We start from the raw sequence: 18076 nt of genomic DNA on the forward strand, positions 1-18076 counted from the left end.
TGGCGGAGGCGGAGGCCGCAGGATCCGGCCGGCCCGCCCGGCCCGCCCGGCCCGCCTGGCCCGCCTGGCCCGCCTCAGAGCCAGCCGCGCCGCTTGAACTGGCGGTGCAGGGCGAAGACGACCGCGGCCATCAGCGCGATCACCGCCGGGTAGGCCCAGGTCCACTTCAGTTCCGGCATGTGCTCGAAGTTCATGCCGTAGATACCGGCGACCATGGTCGGCACCGCAGCCATCGCCGCCCACGCGGAGATCTTCCGCATGTCGTCGTTCTGCCGGACGCCCATCTGCGCCAGATGTGCCGAGAGGATGTCGGACAGCAGCCTGTCCAGCCCCTCCACCTGCTCGTTGGCGCGGGTCAGATGGTCGCCCACATCCCGGAAGAACGGCTGCGAGTGTTCGTGCACGAACGGCACTCCCGCCCCCGCGAGCCGGGCCATGGGAGCCGCCAGCGGCCCGGAGGCACGGCGGAATTCGAGCACCTGCCGCTTGAAGGTGTAGATCCGCGACGCGACGTTCTTCGAGTCGCCGCCGTTGGGCGCGAAGACCTCGGCCTCCAGCTCCTCCAGGTCGGTCTGGAGCTCGGCCGCCACATCGATGTAGTGGTCGACGACCGTGTCGCTCACCGCGTACATGATGGCGGTGGGGCCGTGCTTGAGCACATCGTGCTCCTGCTCTAGACGTTTGCGTACGGCGGCGAGCGGGGCGCCCGCACCGTGCCGCACCGTCACCACGAAGGAGTCGCCGAGGAAGACCATCAGCTCGTCGGTGGTCACGGCGTCGCTCTCCGCGTCGTACATCACCGGCTTCAGCACCAGGAAGAGAGTCTCGTCGTAGACCTCCAGCTTGGGCCGCTGATGGGCCCGCAGGGCATCCTCCACGGCCAGCTGGTGCAGCTTGAACTCGCTTCTGACCAGGTCGAATTCCTGCTGCGTCGGCTCATGCAGCCCGACCCAGAGAAAGGCGTTCCCGTCCGCGCGTGCCTCGGCGAGGGCGTCGGAGAGGTCCGCAGGCCCCTCGATACGGCGTCCGTCCCGGTAGATGGCGCAATCGACAATCACGGCGCGCATTCTTCCCTGACCGCGCCGCCCGTGCACGCGCGGGGGCCGTATCCAGGCCGGTCCCCGTCGTACCGGCCATCACAAGCCCGCCCGCACGCTCTAGGCTGGCCGCCATGGCCACGCTGATTCTTGTACGGCACGGACGCTCCACAGCCAACACCTCCGGGGTGCTCGCGGGCCGCATGCCCGGAGTCTCCCTCGACGAGCGGGGTGTCTCCCAGGCGTCCGCGCTGCCGGACCGGCTGGCCGGGCTGCCGCTCACCGCCGTCGTCACCAGCCCGCTGCAGCGCTGCCGCGAGACCGTCGCGCCGCTGCTGGCCGCACGGCCCGAGCTGACCGTGCACACCGAGGACCGCATCAGTGAGTGCGACTACGGCGACTGGTCGGGGCGCAAACTCGCCGAACTCGGCGACGAGCCCCTGATGAAGACCGTGCAGCAGCACCCGTCGTCCGCCGCGTTCCCCGGCGGTGAGTCGATGCGGGCCATGCAGGCGCGCGCCGTCGACGCCGTACGGGACTGGAACGCCCGGATCGACGCCGAACACGGCGAGGACGCGGTGTACGCGATGTGCTCGCACGGCGACATCATCAAGTCGGTGATCGCCGACGCCCTCGGTATGCATCTCGACCTCTTCCAGCGGATCCACGTCGACCCCTGCTCCCTCACGGCGATCCGCTACACCGCGGTGCGGCCGTTCGTCCTGCGCCTCGGCGACACCGGTGAGTTCGGCTCGCTGGCGCCGCGCGAGAGCGGTTCGGGATCGGACGCGGCTGTCGGTGGTGGCGCGGGCGCGCCGTGATCGATCCGCGCAGTAGGGTGGGCGGGCCGTAAACCGGATCACCCCCGCAGCCGAACCCCCATGGAGATCAGGACGTGTCCCGTCAGGTGTACTTCTACGACCCACCGGACCGCTTCGTTGCCGGTACGGTCGGGCTGCCTGGGCGCCGTACGTTCTTTCTGCAGGCGTCGTCCGGGTCCCGCACCACCAGCGTGGCGCTGGAGAAGACCCAGGTGGCCGCGCTCGCCGAGCGCATCGACGAACTGCTCGACGAAGTGGTGCGCAGGACCGGGGGCAACTCCCCGGTACCGGCGGTCGCCCCCTCCGAGGCCGGTGACACCGCCCCGCTGGACGCACCGGTCGAGGAGGAGTTCCGCGTCGGCACCATGGCGCTGGCCTGGGACGGCGACGAACAGCGCATGATCATCGAGGCGCAGGCACTCGTCGAGCTGGACGCCGACACCGATGAAGACCTCGCGGAGGCCGAGGAGCGGCTCCTCCAGGACGACGAGAACGGTCCGCCGATGCTCCGCGTCCGGCTGACCGGCGCACAGGCCAGGGCCTTCGCCAAGCGCGCGCTCGACGTAGTGAACGCGGGGCGGCCGCCGTGCCCCCTGTGCAGCCTGCCGCTCGACCCGGAGGGACACGTATGCCCGCGCCAGAACGGATACCGCAGGGAGGCGTGACGGCCACCCGGCTCCTCCTGGAGGGGGAGCTGACGGTACGCGGCCAGGTGCGCGAGGCATCGAACGCGGTGCTGTACTGCACGGTCGCGTACGAGGGCCGGGAAGCGGCCTGTGTGTACAAGCCGGTCGCCGGTGAACGGCCGCTGTGGGACTTCCCCGACGGGACGCTCGCCCAGCGCGAGGTGGCGGCGTACGAGGTCTCCGAGGCGACCGGGTGGGGATTCGTCCCGCCGACGGTGCTGCGCGACGGGCCGTACGGCGAAGGCATGTGCCAGCTGTGGATCGAGTCCGAGTCCGAGCCGTCGCTGCTGGCACTCGTCGAGGACGACGAGCCCGCCGAAGGCTGGAAGGCCATCGGCTTCGCCGACGTCGGCGAGGGCCGGACGGCGCTGCTGGTGCACGCCGACGACGAGCGGCTGCGGCGGCTCTCGGTGCTGGACGCGGTGATCAACAACGGCGACCGCAAGGGCGGCCATCTGCTGCCGGCCGGCGAGGGCCGGCTCTACGGCATCGACCACGGGGTCACCTTCAACGCCGACGACAAACTGCGGACCCTGCTGTGGGGGTGGGCGGGCGAACCGCTGACTCCGGAGACGGCCCGGGTACTGGACAAGCTCGCGGGGGAGCTGGCGCCCGGCACAGGGCTCGCGGAGCGCCTGGCGGGGCTCATCACCGGGGCGGAGCTGGAAGCGCTGCGGGGGCGCGTGGAGGCGCTCAGGGAGGCCGGACGGCACCCCGTCCCGAGCGGTGACTGGCCGGCGATCCCCTGGCCGCCGGTCTAGGCGTACGGATCCGGGCCCCGGCCGTGTGCGGGGGCGGGGGACCCGGGGCACGCAGCCTCGTAGCACGTACCCACCGCACTCGCGCAAGAGTGCCGATTCGGCCAACGTCAGTACTCCGGTTCGTTCTCGGAACTGACGTCCGGTTACGCTCGTGTACATGTATGCCTGGCCCGCTTCTGAGGTTCCCGCCCTGCCCGGCAAGGGCGCCGACCTCCAGATCCACTCCACCGCGACCGGCGGACGAGTCACCCTCGACCCCGGCCCCGTCGCCCGCATCTACGTCTGCGGCATCACTCCGTACGACGCGACCCACATCGGTCATGCGGCGACCTACAACGCGTTCGACCTCGTTCAGCGCGTGTGGCTCGACACCAAGCGGCAGGTCCACTACGTGCAGAACGTGACCGACGTGGACGATCCGCTGCTGGAGCGGGCCGTGCGCGACGGTGAGGACTGGACCGAGCTCGCGGAGCGCGAGACGGCACTCTTCCGCGAGGACATGACCGCGCTGCGCATGCTCCCGCCGAAGCACTACATCGGAGCGGTCGAGGCCATACCGGGCATCGTGCCGCTCGTCGAACGGCTGCGGGACATCGGCGCGGCCTACGAACTCGACGGCGACGTCTACTTCTCCGTCGAGAGCGACGCGCACTTCGGCGAGGTGTCGAACCTGGACGCGGAGGCGATGCGGCTGCTCTCGGCCGAGCGCGGCGGCGACCCCGAGCGGCCCGGCAAGAAGAACCCGCTCGACCCGATGCTCTGGCTGGGCGCCCGTGAGGGCGAGCCCAGCTGGGACGGCGGCTCTCTGGGCCGTGGCAGGCCCGGCTGGCACATCGAGTGTGTGGCCATCGCCCTCGACCACCTCGGCATGGGCTTCGACGTCCAGGGCGGCGGCTCCGACCTCGCCTTCCCGCACCACGAGATGGGCGCATCGCACGCCCAGGTGCTGACCGGCGAGCACCCGTTCGCCCGCGCCTATGTGCACGCGGGCATGGTCGCGCTCGACGGCGAGAAGATGTCCAAGTCCAAGGGCAATCTGGTCTTCGTGTCGAAGCTGCGCCAGGACGGTGTGGATCCGGCCGCGATCCGTCTCGCCCTGCTGGCCCACCACTACCGCTCGGACTGGGAGTGGACGGACCAGGTCCTGGCGGACGCCGTGGAGCGGCTCGGCCGCTGGCGCGCCGCCGTCTCCCGGCCCGACGGGCCGTCGGCCGACGCTCTGGTCGACGAGATCAGGAAGGCACTCGCCGACGACCTCGACGCACCGGCCGCGCTGCGCGCCGTCGACCGGTGGGCCGCTCTTCAGCAGTCCGGCGGCGGTACGGACGAGGGGGCGCCCGGCCTGGTGTCGCGGACCGTCGACGCCCTGCTCGGGGTCGCCCTGTAGCCCCGTGGTCCCGTAGCGAGGACGCGTACTGCTACGCAGTCGCCCCCGGACTCCAGCAGTGGAGTCCGGGGGCGACTGTCCGTTCCGCCGGGATGCTCTCGGTCTCCCACAGCCCGGGGCAGCGTCTCCCCGGCGGGGTCACTCCTGGGAGGAGTCCTCCGGGCCGCTCTCGTCGTCCGGGGATGAGCCGTCCGAGGATGTGCCACCCGGGGACGTGCCGTCCGATTCGTCCGATGGCTTGCCGTCCGTGGGCCTGCGGCCCGGGGGGCCGCCGTCGGCGGGCCTGCCGTCCGTGGGCCTGCTCGTCCCCGCGTCCGGCCGCTGCGGCTTCGGGGGCCGGGAGCGGCTGCCGGGGCCGGGGCTGTCCCGCAGATAGCTGCCGGCCTCGCCGCCGTCCGTGGCACGGCCGCCGGCCTGACCTGGACCGCCGTCACGGCGCCGCAGATACCGCTCGAACTCCCGGGCGATGGCCTCGCCGGACGCCTCGGGAAGCTCCGCGGTGTCGCGTGCCTCCTCCAGCGTCTGGACGTACTCCGCCACCTCGCTGTCCTCCGCGGCCAGTTGGTCCACGCCGACCTGCCAGGCCCGTGCGTCCTCGGGCAGTTCGCCCAGCGGGATCCGCAGATCGATCAGGTCCTCCAGCCGGTTCAGCAGGGCGAGCGTCGCCTTCGGGTTGGGCGGCTGTGACACATAGTGCGGGACGGCGGCCCACAGGCTCACCGCCGGTACACCGGCATGCGTGCACGCCTCCTGGAGGATGCCGACGATGCCGGTCGGGCCCTCGTACCGCGTCTCCTCCAGGTCCATCGTCCTGGCCAGGTCCGCGTCCGACGTGACCCCGCTGACCGGTACGGGCCTGGTGTGCGGGGTGTCGCCGAGCAGTGCGCCCAGGATCACCACCATCTCGACGCCCAGCTCATGGGCGAAGCCCAGGATCTCGTTGCAGAACGAACGCCAGCGCATGGACGGCTCGATCCCGCGGACCAGCACCAGATCGCGTGGCTTGTCGCCGGTCACCCGGATCACCGAGAGCCTGGTCGTCGGCCAAGTGACCTTGCGTACCCCGCCGTCCAGCCACACCGTGGGCCGGTTGACCTGGAAGTCGTAGTAGTCCTCGGCGTCGAGCGCCGCGAACACCTCGCCCTTCCACTCCCGGTCCAGGTGGGCGACCGCGGTGGAGGCTGCGTCGCCGGCGTCGTTCCAGCCCTCGAACGCGGCCACCATGACCGGGTCGATCAGCTCGGGAACCCCCTCGAGCTCGATCACCCAGTGCCTCCCTCCGAAGTTCTTCTCTTACGCATCAACCTTACGGCTTCCCGGGTACCCGGACGCAGCCCTTGTGCACAGCCCGCCGCACACCCCTGTTCAGGCCGGTGCCCGCCCGGCAGCCTGGACGAGCCGTTCCGGGAGTCTGCCCAAATCGAACCGATTCATCCGAGCTGTACCGGCAAATTTCGTCCCACCCCTGGACGGTATGGCATCTGCAGGGCTATACATCGGATGACAAATTAAAGGTCCGATGTTCTTAACGGTTCTTACCAAGGGAGTGTGGATGAGTCCGACCGTCACGGGGTTCGAGGTCCACGACATCCGATTCCCCACCTCGGAACAGCTCGACGGCTCGGACGCCATGAACCCGGACCCCGACTACTCCGCGGCCTATGTGGTGCTCAGCACCGATGCGCCGGGCGGTGTCGCGGGACATGGCTTCTGTTTCACCATCGGGCGGGGCAACGACGTCATCGCCGCTGCCATCGAGGCACTGCGGCCGTACGTCGAGGGGCGGCCGGCGCCGCTCACCGCGGCCGGGCTCGCCGCGCTGCACCACGACCTCACCCATGACTCGCAACTGCGCTGGCTCGGCCCCGAGAAGGGGGTGATGCACATGGCCGCGGGCGCGGTCATCAACGCGGCCTGGGACCTGGCGGCCACCGCGGCGGGCAAGCCGGTCTGGGAGTTCCTGGCCGGCATGACACCGGAGGAGCTGGTCTCCCTCGTGGACTTCCGCTATCTGACCGACGCGCTCACCCCCGACGAGGCCCTCGCCATCCTGCGCGCCGCCGAGCCCGGCCGCGCCGAACGGGCCGCCCTGCTGCGCGCCGACGGCTACCCCGCGTACACGACGTCGCCCGGCTGGCTCGGCTACTCCGACGCCAAGCTGGTACGGCTCGCCCGGGAGGCGGTCGACGCGGGCTTCGGGCAGATCAAGCTGAAGGTCGGCGCCGACCTGGACGACGACGTCCGCCGGATGAAGCTGGCCCGCGCGACCGTCGGCCCCGGCATCCGGGTCGCCGTGGACGCCAACCAGCGCTGGGACGTGGCCGAAGCGCTGCGGTGGATGGGCGCCCTCGCCCCGTACGACCCGCACTGGATCGAGGAGCCGACCAGCCCCGACGACATCCTCGGCCACGCGGCGGTCAGATCGGGGCAGCCCGTGAAGGTCGCCACCGGTGAGCACGTCGCCAACCGGGTCGTCTTCAAACAGCTGCTCCAGGCGGGCGCGGTCGACTTCGTCCAGATCGACGCGGCCCGGGTGGCCGGTGTCAACGAGAACCTCGCGATCCTGCTGCTCGCCGCCAAGTTCGGCGTCCCGGTCTGCCCGCACGCGGGCGGCGTCGGGCTGTGCGAGCTGGTCCAGCACCTGGCGATGTTCGACTACGTCGCCGTATCGGGCAGTCAGGACGACCGCGTCATCGAGTACGTGGACCATCTGCACGAACACTTCACCGACCCCGCGGTGATCGAGGGCGGACGCTACCTGGCGCCCCGCGCGCCGGGCTTCTCCGCCCGTATGCACCCCGCATCACTCGCCGCGCACCGCTACCCCGACGGGCCCGTCTGGCAGGCCCGCCGCACCACCGAGGAGGTCAACTCGTGACCACTGCACGCGACTTCGAAGGGCTCGGCGCCCTGGTCACCGGCGGAGCTTCCGGTATCGGAGCCGCCATCGCCACCGAACTGCTGGCCCGCGGCGCCCGGGTCGCCGTACTCGACCGCGAGACCAAGGGCGCACCCGACGGCACCCTCGCGATCGAGGCGGACGTCACCGACGACGGCGGGGTACGGGAGGCGGTCGACGCGGCCGCCGCCGAATTCGGCGCGCTGCACACGGTGGTGTCCAACGCGGGCATCGGCGCCGTCGGCACCGTCGCCGACAACCCCGACGACGAGTGGCAGCGGGTCCTGGACATCAACGTACTCGGCATGGTCCGCACCGCCCGTCACGCGCTGCCGCACCTGCGCCGCTCGGCCGCCGCCCGGCCGGGCTGTGTCTCGCTCACCCACACCTGCTCGATCGCCGCGACCGCCGGACTGCCGCAGCGCGCCCTGTACAGCGCCAGCAAGGGAGCGGTCCTCTCGCTGACCCTGGCGATGGCGGCCGACCACGTCAGGGAAGGCATCCGGGTCAACTGCGTCAACCCCGGCACCGCGGACACCCCGTGGGTCGGCCGGCTGCTCGGCCAGGCCGACGACCCGGCCGCCGAGCGCGCGGCGCTCAACGCCCGCCAGCCCACCGGCCGGCTCGTCACCGCCGAAGAGGTGGCGGCGGCCGTCCTCTACCTCGCGAGCCCCGCGGCCGCCGCCGTGACCGGGACGGCACTCGCGGTCGACGGCGGAATGCAGGGACTGCGCCTGCGCCCCGCCGCCGGCTGAGCACACGCACTGATACATCAAGCGCCACTATCCAGGGACGGGACACCAATGAAGGTGCGTACAACGAGTGCGGCGGCCTGCGCCGTACTGCTGGCCGTGACCGCGCTCGCGGGCTGCAACCGCGACTCGGGCAGCGGCTCGGACGACAAGAAGGTCGGCATCGACCTGCCGCGCAGCGACAGCGACTTCTGGAACTCCTACCAGCAGTACGTCAAGAAGGGCGTCGCGGCCGGTGAGGTCAAGGCGCTCCCGCTGACCAACTCGCAGAACGACATCGGCAAGCTCGTCGCCAACGTCCAGACGTTCAGCGACCAGGGAGCCAAGGCGGTGGTGATGGCGCCGCAGGACACCGGGGCCATCGCGTCGACCCTGCAGAGCCTCAACAAGAAGAAGATCCCCGTCATCAGCGTCGACACCCGCCCCGACAAGGGCGACGTCTACATGGTGGTGCGCGCCGACAACCGCGCGTACGGCGAGAACGCCTGCAAGTACCTCGGTCAGCAGCTGAAGGGCAAGGGCAAGGTCGTCGAGTTCCAGGGCGACCTGTCGTCGATCAACGGCCGGGACCGCTCGGTGGCCTTCAAGTCGTGCATGACCAAGAACTTCCCCAGGATCAAGGTCTTCGAGCTGGCCACCGACTGGAAGGGCGACGTCGCGTCGGCCAAGCTCCAGTCCACGCTGGCCGCCAACCCCGACATCAACGGGATCTACATGCAGGCCGGCGGTGTCTTCCTGCAGCCCACGCTCGCGCTCCTGGAGCAGAAGAAGCTGCTGAAGCCGGCCGGGACCAAGGGCCACATCACGATCATCTCCAACGACGGCATCCCGGAGGAGTTCGACGCGATCAAGGCCGGGAAGATCGACGCGACCATCTCCCAGCCCGCCGACCTGTACGCGAAGTACGCGCTGTACTACGCCAAGGCGGCCGTCGACGGCAAGAAGTTCAAGGTGGGCGCGACCGACCACGACTCCCACATCATCAAGATCCCGAACGGCTTCGAGGACCAGCTCCCCGCGCCGCTCGTGACCAAGGCCAATGTGAACGACCCGAAGCTGTGGGCCAACCAGCTGGGGAAGAAGAACTGACCATGTCCGATGCACCCGCGGTTCATGCGCAGGGCATCGTCAAGCGCTTCGGTCCCACCGTCGCGCTCGACGATGTCCGCCTGACAGTCAAGCCCGGTGAGTCGCACGCCCTGGTCGGGCGCAACGGCGCCGGAAAGTCCACCCTCGTCAGCGTCATCACCGGACTCCACAAGCCGGACGCGGGCACGGTCACCTTCAGCGGTGAGCCCGCGCCCGCCTTCGGCGACACCATGGCCTGGCAGTCGAAGGTCGCCTGCGTCTACCAGAAGTCCATGGCCGTCCCCGATCTCACCGTCGCCGAGAACCTCTTCCTGAACAACTTCGGTACCGGCCGCGGTGCGCCGGGCGGCCGCTGGATCAGCTGGTCCGGGCTGCGCACGCGGGCCGCGGCGCTGCTCGCCGAATACGGGGTGAACGTCGACCCCAACACCCGGGCGAAGGACCTCTCCGTCGAACAGGTGCAGTTCGTGGAGATCGCCCGCGCGCTCTCCTTCGGCGCCCGGCTGATCATCCTCGACGAGCCCACCGCGCAGCTCGACGCGCGGGGGATCCAGAGCCTGTTCAGCAAGCTCAGGGACCTCCAGAGCCAGGGGGTCGCGTTCCTCTTCATCTCGCACCACCTCCAGGAGGTGTACGAGCTGTGCACCGCGGTGACGGTCTACCGCGACGCCCGGCACGTCCTGACGGCGCCCGTCGCCGAGCTGGGCAAGGCCGATCTGGTCGCGGCGATGACCGGTGAGGCCGCTGCCGCGAAGGTCGCCTGGCACGCGGCGTCCGGTGCGGGACCGGCCACCGCGGCCGGTGCGGCGGAGCCTGTGCTGCGGACCGAAGGGCTGGCCGTCGAGGGCGAGTTCGAGCCACTCGACATCGAGGTGCACCCCGGTGAGGTCCTCGGTATCGCGGGCGCGGCGGCCAGCGGCAACACCGCGCTGGGCGAGACGCTCGTCGGGATGCGCAAGGCCACCGCGGGGCGGGTCTCGGTCCGCGGGCGCGACGTCCGGCCGGGAAGTGTGCCGCACGCCCTGAACGCGGGGATCGGCTACATCCCGGAGGACCGGCACCGCCAGGGCCTGGTCCTGGAGCGCAGCGTGGCCGAGAACGCCACGCTGACGGTCGCCGACCAGCTGGGGCCGTGGGGGACCGTACTCCCCTCCCGTACCAGGGAGTTCGCGAGCAGCATGATCGCCTCGCTGGACATCAAGACCACCGGACCCGACCAGAAGGTCTCGGGGCTCTCCGGAGGCAACCAGCAGAAGGTCGTGGTCGCCCGCGCGCTGGCGCGCAACCCCAGCACGCTGGTGGCGGTACGGCCGACGGCCGGTGTGGACATCAAGTCCAAGGACTCGCTCCTGGGCGTGGTGCGGCGGGTCGCCGACGAGGGCAACGCCGCCGTGATCATCTCCGATGAACTCGACGACCTGCGCGTGTGCGACCGGGTGGTCGCGCTCTTCCACGGGCGGGTGGTCGCCGAATACGACAGTGGGTGGACGGACGGGGAACTGGTCGCCGCCATGGAAGGTGTGGGGGAGCGGGCATGACCGACACGATCCGGCCGGCAGCGGCCGAGGAGACCAGGGGTCAGCTGAGCCCGGTGCGCGCCAGGCTGGCGCTGATCCGCTGGAGCGACTTCTCGCTGGTGCCGGTGATCCTGGTGCTGATGGTGATCGGGTTCATCGTCTCGCCGGTGTTCCTGACGTCCCAGAACCTGATCAACGTCATCCAGCAGTCGTCCGAACTCAGCCTGCTGGTGCTGGCCCAGGCGTTCATCCTGATCTGCGGGCGGATGGACCTGTCGCTGGAGTCGACGATCGGTATCGCGCCGGTCATCGCGCTGTGGCTGGTGCTGCCCTCGTCGGGCGACCGGTTCACCGGCCTCGGGCTGCTGCCCACCTGGATGGCGATCCCGCTCTGCCTGCTCGCGGGGCTGGCGATCGGCGCGTTCAACGGATTCCTGATGCTGAAGCTGCGTGTCAACGGCTTCATCGCGACGCTGGGCATGCTGATGATGCTCCGCGGGCTGCACATCGGGATCACCGAGGGCAAGTCGATCATCGAGGTCCCGTCCTCGTTCAGCTATCTGGGCCGGGCCTCCTGGCTCGGTGCCCCCGCCGCGGTCTGGATCTGCCTCGCGCTGTTCGCCGTTGGCGGGGCGGCGCTGGCCTGGACCCGGCACGGCCGGTCGCTCTACGCGATCGGCGGCAACCCGGAGGCGGCCCGCGCGGCCGGTATCCGGGTCGACCGCGTCACCTGGATCGTGCTGGCGATCGGCGGGCTCCTCGCCGCCTTCGCGGGAATCCTCTACACCGGCCACTACGGTTCGGTCGGCGCCGCCCAGGGCAAGGACATGATCTTCCAGGTCATGGCGGCCGCGGTCATCGGCGGCATCGGGCTGAAGGGCGGCCGCGGCACCATCTTCGGCGCGCTCACCGGTGTCCTCGCTCTTCAGCTGGTGGTCAATGTGATGACGCTGGCCGGGGTGCCAGGCCAGTGGGAGACGTTCCTCAACGGCGCGATCATCATCATCGCGCTGATCGCCTCCCGCTTCGCGAGCGGTGAGGAGCAGGACTGACCCGGGCGCTCAGCGGGGCGGGGACGCCGCAGCGTCCCCGCCCCGCCCGGCGTCGTACGGCCCTGCGCGGAGCGCCGTACGCACGGACGCCCGCTCACAGGGTCGAGCGCAGCCACTGCTCGACGCTGGCGATGTGCACCGTCGCCCAGGACCTGGCCGCTTCGGCGTCCCGGTCCCTGAGCGCTGTCAGGATGGCGCGGTGTTCGTGGAGGGTACGGCTCACCGCGTCCTCCTGGGTCAGCCCGCGCCACACCCGGGCGCGGGTGGTGGGCCCGGAGAGACTGTCGAGCAGGGAGCAGAGCACCGAGTTCCCCGAGCTCTGCACGATGCCCCGGTGGAACTCCAGGTCGCAGGCGACCAGCTCCTCCACGGACGGCTGCGGGCCGAGCGCGTCCAGCTGGGCGCTGAGCGTCTCCAGCTCCTCCTCGCCGATCCGGTGCGCGGCCATCGCCGTGGCGGCAGGCTCCAGGATGCGGCGTACGGCCAGGAACTCCAGCACGGTGTCGTCCCGGTGGAAGTCCACGACGAAGCTCATCGCCTCGAGCAGCAGCTGCGGATCGAGACTCGTGACGTAGGTGCCGTCGCCCTGCCGTACGTCGAGGATGCGGATCAGCGACAGGGCGCGCACCGCCTCGCGCAGCGAGTTGCGCGAAAGGCCGAGTTCGGCGGCGAGTTCGCTCTCCTTGGGCAGCCGGTCGCCTGGCCGCAGTGCGCCCGAGACGATCATTTCCTTGATCTTCTCGATGGCCTCGTCGGTCACAGCCATGGGAACCTCGCCTCAACAGACATCCGATGTATCTGCTGATTATGGCTCCTCCGGGGCCGCTCGCGCACGCGGGTCCGGGTATTGCGGCCGGATCGGGCCGTGGCCCCTGTGCGGGCCGACATATTTCAGGGCTAAGATTTCATCCTTGTACGACGTTGTGAGCGGGGACAGGGAGGCTGCGGCGCATGGCCGGGAAGAAGGCGGCGGGGGCACATCAGGATGCTGTCGCGTCCATTGTGGCGGACTGGGCCAGGGAGCGCCCGGAGCTGGACACCGCGCCCCTGGAGGTCCTGGCGAGGCTGCACCGCACCTTCCTCCGGTACAGCACCAGGCTCACCACCGCGATCGACCGGCACGGGCTCTCGGTGGCGGGCTTCGACGTGCTGACCGCGCTGCGCAGGGCAGGCGCGCCCTACCGGCTGACGGCGGGCCAGCTCGCCGACTCGGGTCTGGTGTCGTCGGCGGGGGTGACGCTGCGGATCGACCGGCTGGAGAAGGACGGTCTGATCGTCCGGGAACGCGACGCCGAGGACCGCCGGGTCGTCTACTCGCGTCTGACGGACGCCGGGCTCGCCAAGGTGGACGAGGTGTTCGCCGAGCATCTCGACAACGAACGCCGGATGCTCGGCGGCCTCACCCCGGCGGAGTGCCGTCAGCTGGCCCGCTTGCTGTCCAGGCTGGAGCGGTCCATCACCGAATCGGACGTCGACGGAGCGGAACCTGGCTCCGTGGCGGGCTGAGCGAGCGGCTTCAGCAGCAGCCGGGCGCCGCACACCAGCGTCACCAGCTGGGTCGCGGCCAGCAGCGCGTAGCCGGCCGCGAACCCCCGGCCGCCGAGCAGGCCCATCACGGCGCCCATCGCCATCGGCATGAAGGCCGAGACGAGGTTCCCGATCCCGTTCACCACCCCGTAGGCACTGCCGACCGCGCCGGCGGGCGCGGCCTGCTGCACCAGCGTCGGGATCGCCGGACCCTGCAGACCCCAGAAGCCGTTGGCGAGTACAAGACCGGTGGCGGCGAGCCAGGCGGAGTCCGCTCCGATGACCAGCAGGACGCAGCCCCCGGTCCCCACACTGCCCACGACGAACAGCAGCGGGAGACGGCGCGGCGGCAGCCGGTCCAGCAGCCAGCCGCCCAGAAAGCCGGAGGCGAGGCTCAGCAGGAACGGCAGGGACGCCACCGCCCCCATCGCGGCCAGTGAGAAGTGGCGCTCCTGGAGCAGATACGACGGCAGCCAGGCGCTGCTGCCCCAGAGATACGCCAGCGTGGCGATCTCTATCAGCAGGATGCTTCCGAGCCGCGGTGTGCGCAGGGCCTGCCGGAGCGTCGCTCCGAACGACCGGCGCCCCGTCGTCCGGCTTGTCTCCGTCCCGCTCGACTCCGTCCGGCTTGTCTCCGTCCGGCTTGTCTCCGTCGCGCTCGTCGTACCCGTCGCCCCGGTTGTCCCTGTCGTCACCGCCGTGTGCCGGGTGCCCCGTCCCCGGACGAAGAGCGCGATCAGCGGCAGCCCCACCACCGCGTTCAGGGCGGCGAGCAGCAGGAACGAGCTGTGCCAGTCGAAGCGGTCGACCAGATACGTGATCAGCGGCAGCCCCACCGCGGTCCCCAGCGAGACCCCCATCGAGGTCACCGCGTTGGGCTTGCCCACGGCGCCGGGCGCGAAGTGCTCACTCACATACATCGTCTTGAGCGAGAACAGCGGTCCCTCGGCCGTGCCGAGCAGGGCGCGCAGCACCACCAGCACGACCGCGCCCAGCGCATAGGGCGAGACCAGCGTGAGCACCGACCAGAGGGCGACGCTCAGCAGGAGGCCGCGGCGCGCCCCCAGGACGGACTCGTACAGCGGGGTGAGGAAGAACGCGGCCAGCCCGTACCCCACGAGGAAGGCGGTCATCAGGGCGCCCTGCGCCACCCGGTCACCGGTGATCCCGAAATGACCGGTGAAGGCCCGGTCGGTGATCAGCACCGACACATTGACCCGGTCGATGTACGAGATCAGCACGATGACCAGGAGGCTCAGGACGCCCAGCCAGCGGCGGGTGATCACCGCGGCGCGGCCTGCGCCTCGGCCTCCGCCCGGTACATCCGGCGGAGCCTGACCACCCCCAGGTCGTGCTGGTACAGGTTCTCCCGCTGGTCGGCGTCGGCCGGCATGGCCTCCAGCATCTCCCGGTCCTGCTCCAGCACTTCCCAGTGGCGCTTCTCGATCAGGGTCCGGTAGAGGAAGCGCCAGCTGTCCCGCTGCCAGCCCTCGACCTTGCGGTAGCGCCAGAAGAAGACGCCGGTACGGTTCTCGTCGACCGGGCAGACCATCCCGACGATGCCGAACGGGCCGCCGGGGCCCGCCGACGGCGGATAGGGGATCGACAGGTCGACCCAGTCGACGCCGGTCCTGCACAGCTCGACCCAGTCGAAGTTGACGCCGCGCTGGTCGGTCTTCTCGAAGAAGTAGCCGCGGTCCGTCTCGCGGATGCGGAACTTGGCCGTGGTGTCCCCGTCGAACATCGTGTGCGACTCGTGGTGCAGGAACGCGCCGTGCATCGGGTCGAGCAGATTCTCCACCGCGTACCGCCAGGGCCCGTTCCACTCCGCGTAGCAGAGGAACGAGTCGGTTTCCGGGTCGGTGAGCGGCTCCGGCAGGGTCAGCGGCGCGGGTTCCGGGTGTGCGTCGTCGCCGAAGTACGCGAGCACCGCCCCGCCCACCTCGCGTACCGGCAGGCTCCTGACGAGCTTCTTGCCCTCCAGATTGCAGCCGGGCAGACCGGGCACCGACGAGACGGTGCCGTCGGTCTCGATCTCCAGGCCGTGGTACCAGCAGGCCACCCGGTCGCCCAGGTGTTTGCCCAGGGAGAGCGGTGCGCCGCGGTGCGGACAGCGGTCGGCGAGCATACTCAGCGTCGAGTCGGAGCGGCGGAACAGCAGCCACTGCTCACCCAGCACGGTGACCTTGCGCATGGCGCCCGGTGCCACGAAGCGGGACGGTACGACGGGGTGCCACTGGTTGCGCAGCCCGGTCGCGTAGATGTGGTCGGCGGTCAGGGTGGTCATGTCACGCTCCCAGTCGGTTGATCTCGGCGCGGAAGGACTGCTCGGTCCACGGGGTGCCGTCGGGGGAGTGCACCTGGCGGGCGTTGAGTCCCCTGACGACGTCGGCCAGTTCGTGGCCCTCGCGGGTGAAGACCTCCTCCAGGGCCGAGGCCAGCCGGTACTCGTAGGGGGTGGGCTCATGGGTGCGGGACTGATGCACGTCCAGGTAGGGCCAGTCGGTGGTCATCGCGGTGCCTCCAGAGGGGTTCGGGGGTTCACAGGTCGAGTACGAGAGGGCCCGAGGCACAGCGCGACACGCAGATCATCATGGTCGCGTTCGACGCGTGCTCGGTGTCGCTGAGTACGAAGTCCCGGTGGTCCGGGGTGCCTTGGAGCACCCGGGTCTCGCAGGTCCCGCAGATGCCGTCCCGGCAGGAGCTGCCGACGGGGACGCCCGCGGCCTCGACGGCCGCCAGGACGGAGGTGCCGCCGCCGACCGTGACGGTGACGCCGGACGCCCGGCACTCCACGTCGAAGGCGGTGTCGTCCCCGGACGGTTCGACGGCCGGTGCGGCGAACCGCTCCACCCGCAGCAGCCCGGCGGGACAGGCCGCCTCCACGGCGGCGAGCAGTGGCTCGGGCCCGCAGCAGTAGACCAGCGTGCCCGGCCCCACGCCGTCCAGCGCCGCCGCGAGGTCGATGTGGCCCAGCTCGTCCTGCGGATGCCGGAGCACATCGCCGCCGAGCGCCGCCAGCTCGGCGCCGAAGGCCATGGATGCCCGCGTCCGGCCGCCGTGCACCAGGGTGTACGGGACCGACCGCCGTTCGGCCTCGCGGGCCATCGGCAGGATCGGGGTGATACCGATGCCGCCCGCGATGAACACGTAACGCTCCGCGCCGTCCAGGGCGAAGTGGTTCCGCGGACCGGTGGCCGTGACCCGCTGGCCGGGGCGCAGCCGGGTGTGCACATACCGTGAACCGCCGCGCGACGACGGCTCGTCGAGTACGCCGATGCGGTAGCCGGAAAGATCGTGCGGGTCTCCGCAGAGCGAGTACTGCCGGGTCAGCCCGCCGATCTCCAGATCGAGATGGGCGCCGGGCTCCCAGGCCGGCAGCGGCTTGCCGTCCGGGTGGACGAGACCGACCGAGAGGACACCGTCGGCCTCCAGGGTCATGGTGCGGACAAGGAGTTCGAGCCGGGGCTCGCTGGGTGCGTCCATGGTGGCCTCCCTACGCCGTGGGGATCGTGACGGGCGGAGTGAACGGGTTCTTCATCGGTCCGAGTCCGGCCAGATCGACCTCGACGAGGACGGGCCCGCCGGACGCGACCGCGTGGTCGAGCACCGGGTGCGCGTGCTCGGCGGCCGCGATCCTGGCGTACGGCAGGCCGCAGGCGCGGGCCAGCTGTTCGAAGTCGGGAGTGGTCAGATCCACCCCGGAGCGCCGCTCGCTGTAGCGGTCCTGCATGTTGCGGAGCACTCCGTAGCCGCCGTCGTTGAACACGATGAGCGTCAGGGGCGGCCGTTCCTGGGCCAGCGTGAGCAGCTCGCCGAGGTGGACGGCGAGGCCGCCGTCGCCGGCCAGCACCACGGTGGGGGAGTCCGGGCGGGCGAGCGCCGCCCCGATGCCCATACCGAGTCCCTGCCCGATGCCGCCGCCGCGCGGGAAGACATTGGACCGGGGGTCGTACATCTCCAGGAGCCGGTTGCCCCAGCTGCTGGAGGCGATGGTGACATCGCGGGCGACGACCGAATCGCGCGGCAGCACGGCGCGCAGCGCGCCGCAGACCGCGGCCTGCGGGCCGATGGAGTCGTGCAGCAGCGCCCGTACCTCCTCGCGTACGCCGGTGACCCGCGCCGTCCAGTCCGGCTCGGACCGGCGGGCGTACGGCAGCAGGGACTCCAGCACATCGGCCGCCCGCCCGTGCAGGGCGTGGCGCGCCGGGTAGACGCGGCCCGGTGCGGCCGGGTCGACATCGATCTGGATGTGGGCCGCGGGCAGGGCGAGGGTGTAGCCGACCGCGGTGGACGGGCGTGGCGTGGCGGGTGTGCGCGGCTCGGGGAGGGCGGGGAGACGGTGATCGTGGTGTGGGCCGCGGGCAGGGGTAGGGTGTAGGCGGGGCTCTCGTGGGAGCAGGAGGGCGTGCCGGCGGTGAGCAGCACGTCGGCGGCGGCGAGCAGGGCGCGCGCCGCCGGTGCGGTGGCGACGTTGCCGATGAGCGCCGGGTGGTCCTCCGGGACCGCTCCCCGGCCCGAGTTGGACGTCAGCAGGCCGGCGCCGGT

General features: G+C 70.9%; 17 protein-coding genes and 1 pseudogene. 10 read left to right on the top strand and 8 right to left on the bottom strand.

Annotation, left to right across the window (positions count from 1 at the left end):
• Window positions 1-74 precede the first annotated feature (74 nt).
• Window positions 75-1067: a magnesium/cobalt transporter CorA gene (corA, locus tag G3I19_RS23800; RefSeq protein ID WP_164265730.1), complete on the bottom strand. Its 993-nt coding sequence runs from the start codon at window positions 1065-1067 to the stop codon at window positions 75-77.
• Window positions 1068-1171: 104 nt separating this feature from the next.
• On the opposite strand from corA, the gene G3I19_RS23805 reads away from it, so the two are divergent.
• The 4 genes from G3I19_RS23805 to mshC all read left to right on the top strand — a co-directional run bounded on the left by G3I19_RS23805 (window position 1172) and on the right by mshC (window position 4692).
• The gene (locus G3I19_RS23805) at window positions 1172-1858 is read left to right on the top strand and encodes a histidine phosphatase family protein (RefSeq protein ID WP_164265731.1); all 687 of its coding nucleotides are present in this window, start codon (window positions 1172-1174) and stop codon (window positions 1856-1858) included.
• Between the two features lie 74 nt (window positions 1859-1932).
• A complete protein-coding gene (locus tag G3I19_RS23810) occupies window positions 1933-2523 on the top strand; it encodes a DUF3090 domain-containing protein (protein WP_164265732.1) in 591 nt (196 codons plus the stop codon).
• On the top strand, window positions 2487-3305 hold the full coding sequence (locus G3I19_RS23815; protein WP_164265733.1) for an SCO1664 family protein: 819 nt from the start codon (window positions 2487-2489) through the stop codon (window positions 3303-3305). The genes G3I19_RS23810 and G3I19_RS23815 overlap by 37 nt, the downstream gene beginning before the upstream one ends.
• A 157-nt stretch (window positions 3306-3462) precedes the next feature.
• A complete protein-coding gene (gene mshC / locus G3I19_RS23820; protein ID WP_164265734.1) occupies window positions 3463-4692 on the top strand; it encodes a cysteine--1-D-myo-inosityl 2-amino-2-deoxy-alpha-D-glucopyranoside ligase in 1230 nt (409 codons plus the stop codon).
• Window positions 4693-4830: 138 nt separating this feature from the next.
• Here the strand turns inward: mshC and G3I19_RS23825 are convergent, their stop codons facing one another.
• Complete coding sequence (locus tag G3I19_RS23825; RefSeq protein ID WP_164265735.1) at window positions 4831-5958, bottom strand: PAC2 family protein; 1128 nt, start codon at window positions 5956-5958, stop codon at window positions 4831-4833.
• A 286-nt stretch (window positions 5959-6244) separates the two neighbouring features.
• On the opposite strand from G3I19_RS23825, the gene G3I19_RS23830 reads away from it, so the two are divergent.
• Genes G3I19_RS23830 through G3I19_RS23850 form a run of 5 tightly spaced genes read left to right on the top strand, consistent with a single transcriptional unit; the run spans window position 6245 to window position 12001 of the window.
• Window positions 6245-7570 carry an enolase C-terminal domain-like protein gene (locus G3I19_RS23830; RefSeq protein WP_164265736.1) on the top strand — a complete coding sequence of 442 codons (1326 nt, stop codon included), beginning with the start codon at window positions 6245-6247 and terminating at the stop codon, window positions 7568-7570.
• Window positions 7567-8346: an SDR family oxidoreductase gene (locus G3I19_RS23835; protein WP_164265737.1), complete on the top strand. Its 780-nt coding sequence runs from the start codon at window positions 7567-7569 to the stop codon at window positions 8344-8346. The genes G3I19_RS23830 and G3I19_RS23835 overlap by 4 nt, the downstream gene beginning before the upstream one ends.
• A gap of 48 nt (window positions 8347-8394) precedes the next feature.
• The gene (locus tag G3I19_RS23840; RefSeq protein ID WP_164265738.1) at window positions 8395-9432 is read left to right on the top strand and encodes a sugar ABC transporter substrate-binding protein; all 1038 of its coding nucleotides are present in this window, start codon (window positions 8395-8397) and stop codon (window positions 9430-9432) included.
• 2 nt (window positions 9433-9434) lie between these two features.
• The gene (locus G3I19_RS23845; RefSeq protein ID WP_164265739.1) at window positions 9435-10970 is read left to right on the top strand and encodes a sugar ABC transporter ATP-binding protein; all 1536 of its coding nucleotides are present in this window, start codon (window positions 9435-9437) and stop codon (window positions 10968-10970) included.
• Window positions 10967-12001 carry an ABC transporter permease gene (locus G3I19_RS23850; RefSeq protein WP_164265740.1) on the top strand — a complete coding sequence of 345 codons (1035 nt, stop codon included), beginning with the start codon at window positions 10967-10969 and terminating at the stop codon, window positions 11999-12001. Before G3I19_RS23845 ends, G3I19_RS23850 begins: the two co-directional genes overlap by 4 nt.
• Window positions 12002-12095: 94 nt before the next feature.
• Here the strand turns inward: G3I19_RS23850 and G3I19_RS23855 are convergent, their stop codons facing one another.
• Window positions 12096-12767, bottom strand: coding sequence for a FadR/GntR family transcriptional regulator (locus G3I19_RS23855; RefSeq protein ID WP_164265741.1), 672 nt, complete (start codon window positions 12765-12767; stop codon window positions 12096-12098).
• Window positions 12768-12952: 185 nt separating this feature from the next.
• Between G3I19_RS23855 and G3I19_RS23860 the strand changes: the two genes are divergently transcribed.
• On the top strand, window positions 12953-13507 hold the full coding sequence (locus G3I19_RS23860; RefSeq protein WP_164265742.1) for a MarR family transcriptional regulator: 555 nt from the start codon (window positions 12953-12955) through the stop codon (window positions 13505-13507).
• Here G3I19_RS23860 and G3I19_RS23865 read toward each other — a convergent pair.
• The 5 genes and pseudogenes from G3I19_RS23865 to G3I19_RS23885 all read right to left on the bottom strand — a co-directional run.
• Window positions 13420-14814: an MFS transporter gene (locus tag G3I19_RS23865; RefSeq protein WP_343235189.1), complete on the bottom strand. Its 1395-nt coding sequence runs from the start codon at window positions 14812-14814 to the stop codon at window positions 13420-13422. The genes G3I19_RS23860 and G3I19_RS23865 overlap by 88 nt on opposite strands.
• Window positions 14811-15815, bottom strand: a complete 1005-nt coding sequence (locus G3I19_RS23870; RefSeq protein WP_164265743.1) for an aromatic ring-hydroxylating dioxygenase subunit alpha — start codon at window positions 15813-15815, stop codon at window positions 14811-14813. The genes G3I19_RS23865 and G3I19_RS23870 overlap by 4 nt, the downstream gene beginning before the upstream one ends.
• A gap of 1 nt (window position 15816) precedes the next feature.
• Window positions 15817-16041, bottom strand: a complete 225-nt coding sequence (locus G3I19_RS23875) for a recombinase-like helix-turn-helix domain-containing protein (RefSeq protein WP_164265744.1) — start codon at window positions 16039-16041, stop codon at window positions 15817-15819.
• Window positions 16042-16069: 28 nt separating this feature from the next.
• Window positions 16070-17014 carry a PDR/VanB family oxidoreductase gene (locus G3I19_RS23880; RefSeq protein WP_164265745.1) on the bottom strand — a complete coding sequence of 315 codons (945 nt, stop codon included), beginning with the start codon at window positions 17012-17014 and terminating at the stop codon, window positions 16070-16072.
• Between the two features lie 10 nt (window positions 17015-17024).
• Window positions 17025-18076 (bottom strand): annotated as a pseudogene (locus G3I19_RS23885) (thiamine pyrophosphate-dependent enzyme); the annotation flags it as partial.

The organism is Streptomyces sp. SID10853, from assembly GCF_010548145.1.
GTDB lineage: Bacteria > Actinomycetota > Actinomycetes > Streptomycetales > Streptomycetaceae > Streptomyces.

What these genes read in the sequence shown, in the direction of transcription:
- G3I19_RS23855 (WP_164265741.1), bottom strand. Translation starts at nt 12,767, where the DNA reads ATGGCTGTGACCGACGAGGCCATCGAGAAGATCAAGGAAATGATCGTC.
- G3I19_RS23805 (WP_164265731.1), top strand. Translation starts at nt 1,172, where the DNA reads ATGGCCACGCTGATTCTTGTACGGCACGGACGCTCCACAGCCAACACC.
- G3I19_RS23880 (WP_164265745.1), bottom strand. Translation starts at nt 17,014, where the DNA reads ATGGACGCACCCAGCGAGCCCCGGCTCGAACTCCTTGTCCGCACCATG.
- G3I19_RS23875 (WP_164265744.1), bottom strand. Translation starts at nt 16,041, where the DNA reads ATGACCACCGACTGGCCCTACCTGGACGTGCATCAGTCCCGCACCCAT.
- G3I19_RS23840 (WP_164265738.1), top strand. Translation starts at nt 8,395, where the DNA reads ATGAAGGTGCGTACAACGAGTGCGGCGGCCTGCGCCGTACTGCTGGCC.
- G3I19_RS23845 (WP_164265739.1), top strand. Translation starts at nt 9,435, where the DNA reads ATGTCCGATGCACCCGCGGTTCATGCGCAGGGCATCGTCAAGCGCTTC.
- mshC (WP_164265734.1), top strand. Translation starts at nt 3,463, where the DNA reads ATGTATGCCTGGCCCGCTTCTGAGGTTCCCGCCCTGCCCGGCAAGGGC.
- corA (WP_164265730.1), bottom strand. Translation starts at nt 1,067, where the DNA reads ATGCGCGCCGTGATTGTCGATTGCGCCATCTACCGGGACGGACGCCGT.
- G3I19_RS23860 (WP_164265742.1), top strand. Translation starts at nt 12,953, where the DNA reads ATGGCCGGGAAGAAGGCGGCGGGGGCACATCAGGATGCTGTCGCGTCC.
- G3I19_RS23815 (WP_164265733.1), top strand. Translation starts at nt 2,487, where the DNA reads ATGCCCGCGCCAGAACGGATACCGCAGGGAGGCGTGACGGCCACCCGG.
- G3I19_RS23850 (WP_164265740.1), top strand. Translation starts at nt 10,967, where the DNA reads ATGACCGACACGATCCGGCCGGCAGCGGCCGAGGAGACCAGGGGTCAG.
- G3I19_RS23870 (WP_164265743.1), bottom strand. Translation starts at nt 15,815, where the DNA reads ATGACCACCCTGACCGCCGACCACATCTACGCGACCGGGCTGCGCAAC.
- G3I19_RS23830 (WP_164265736.1), top strand. Translation starts at nt 6,245, where the DNA reads ATGAGTCCGACCGTCACGGGGTTCGAGGTCCACGACATCCGATTCCCC.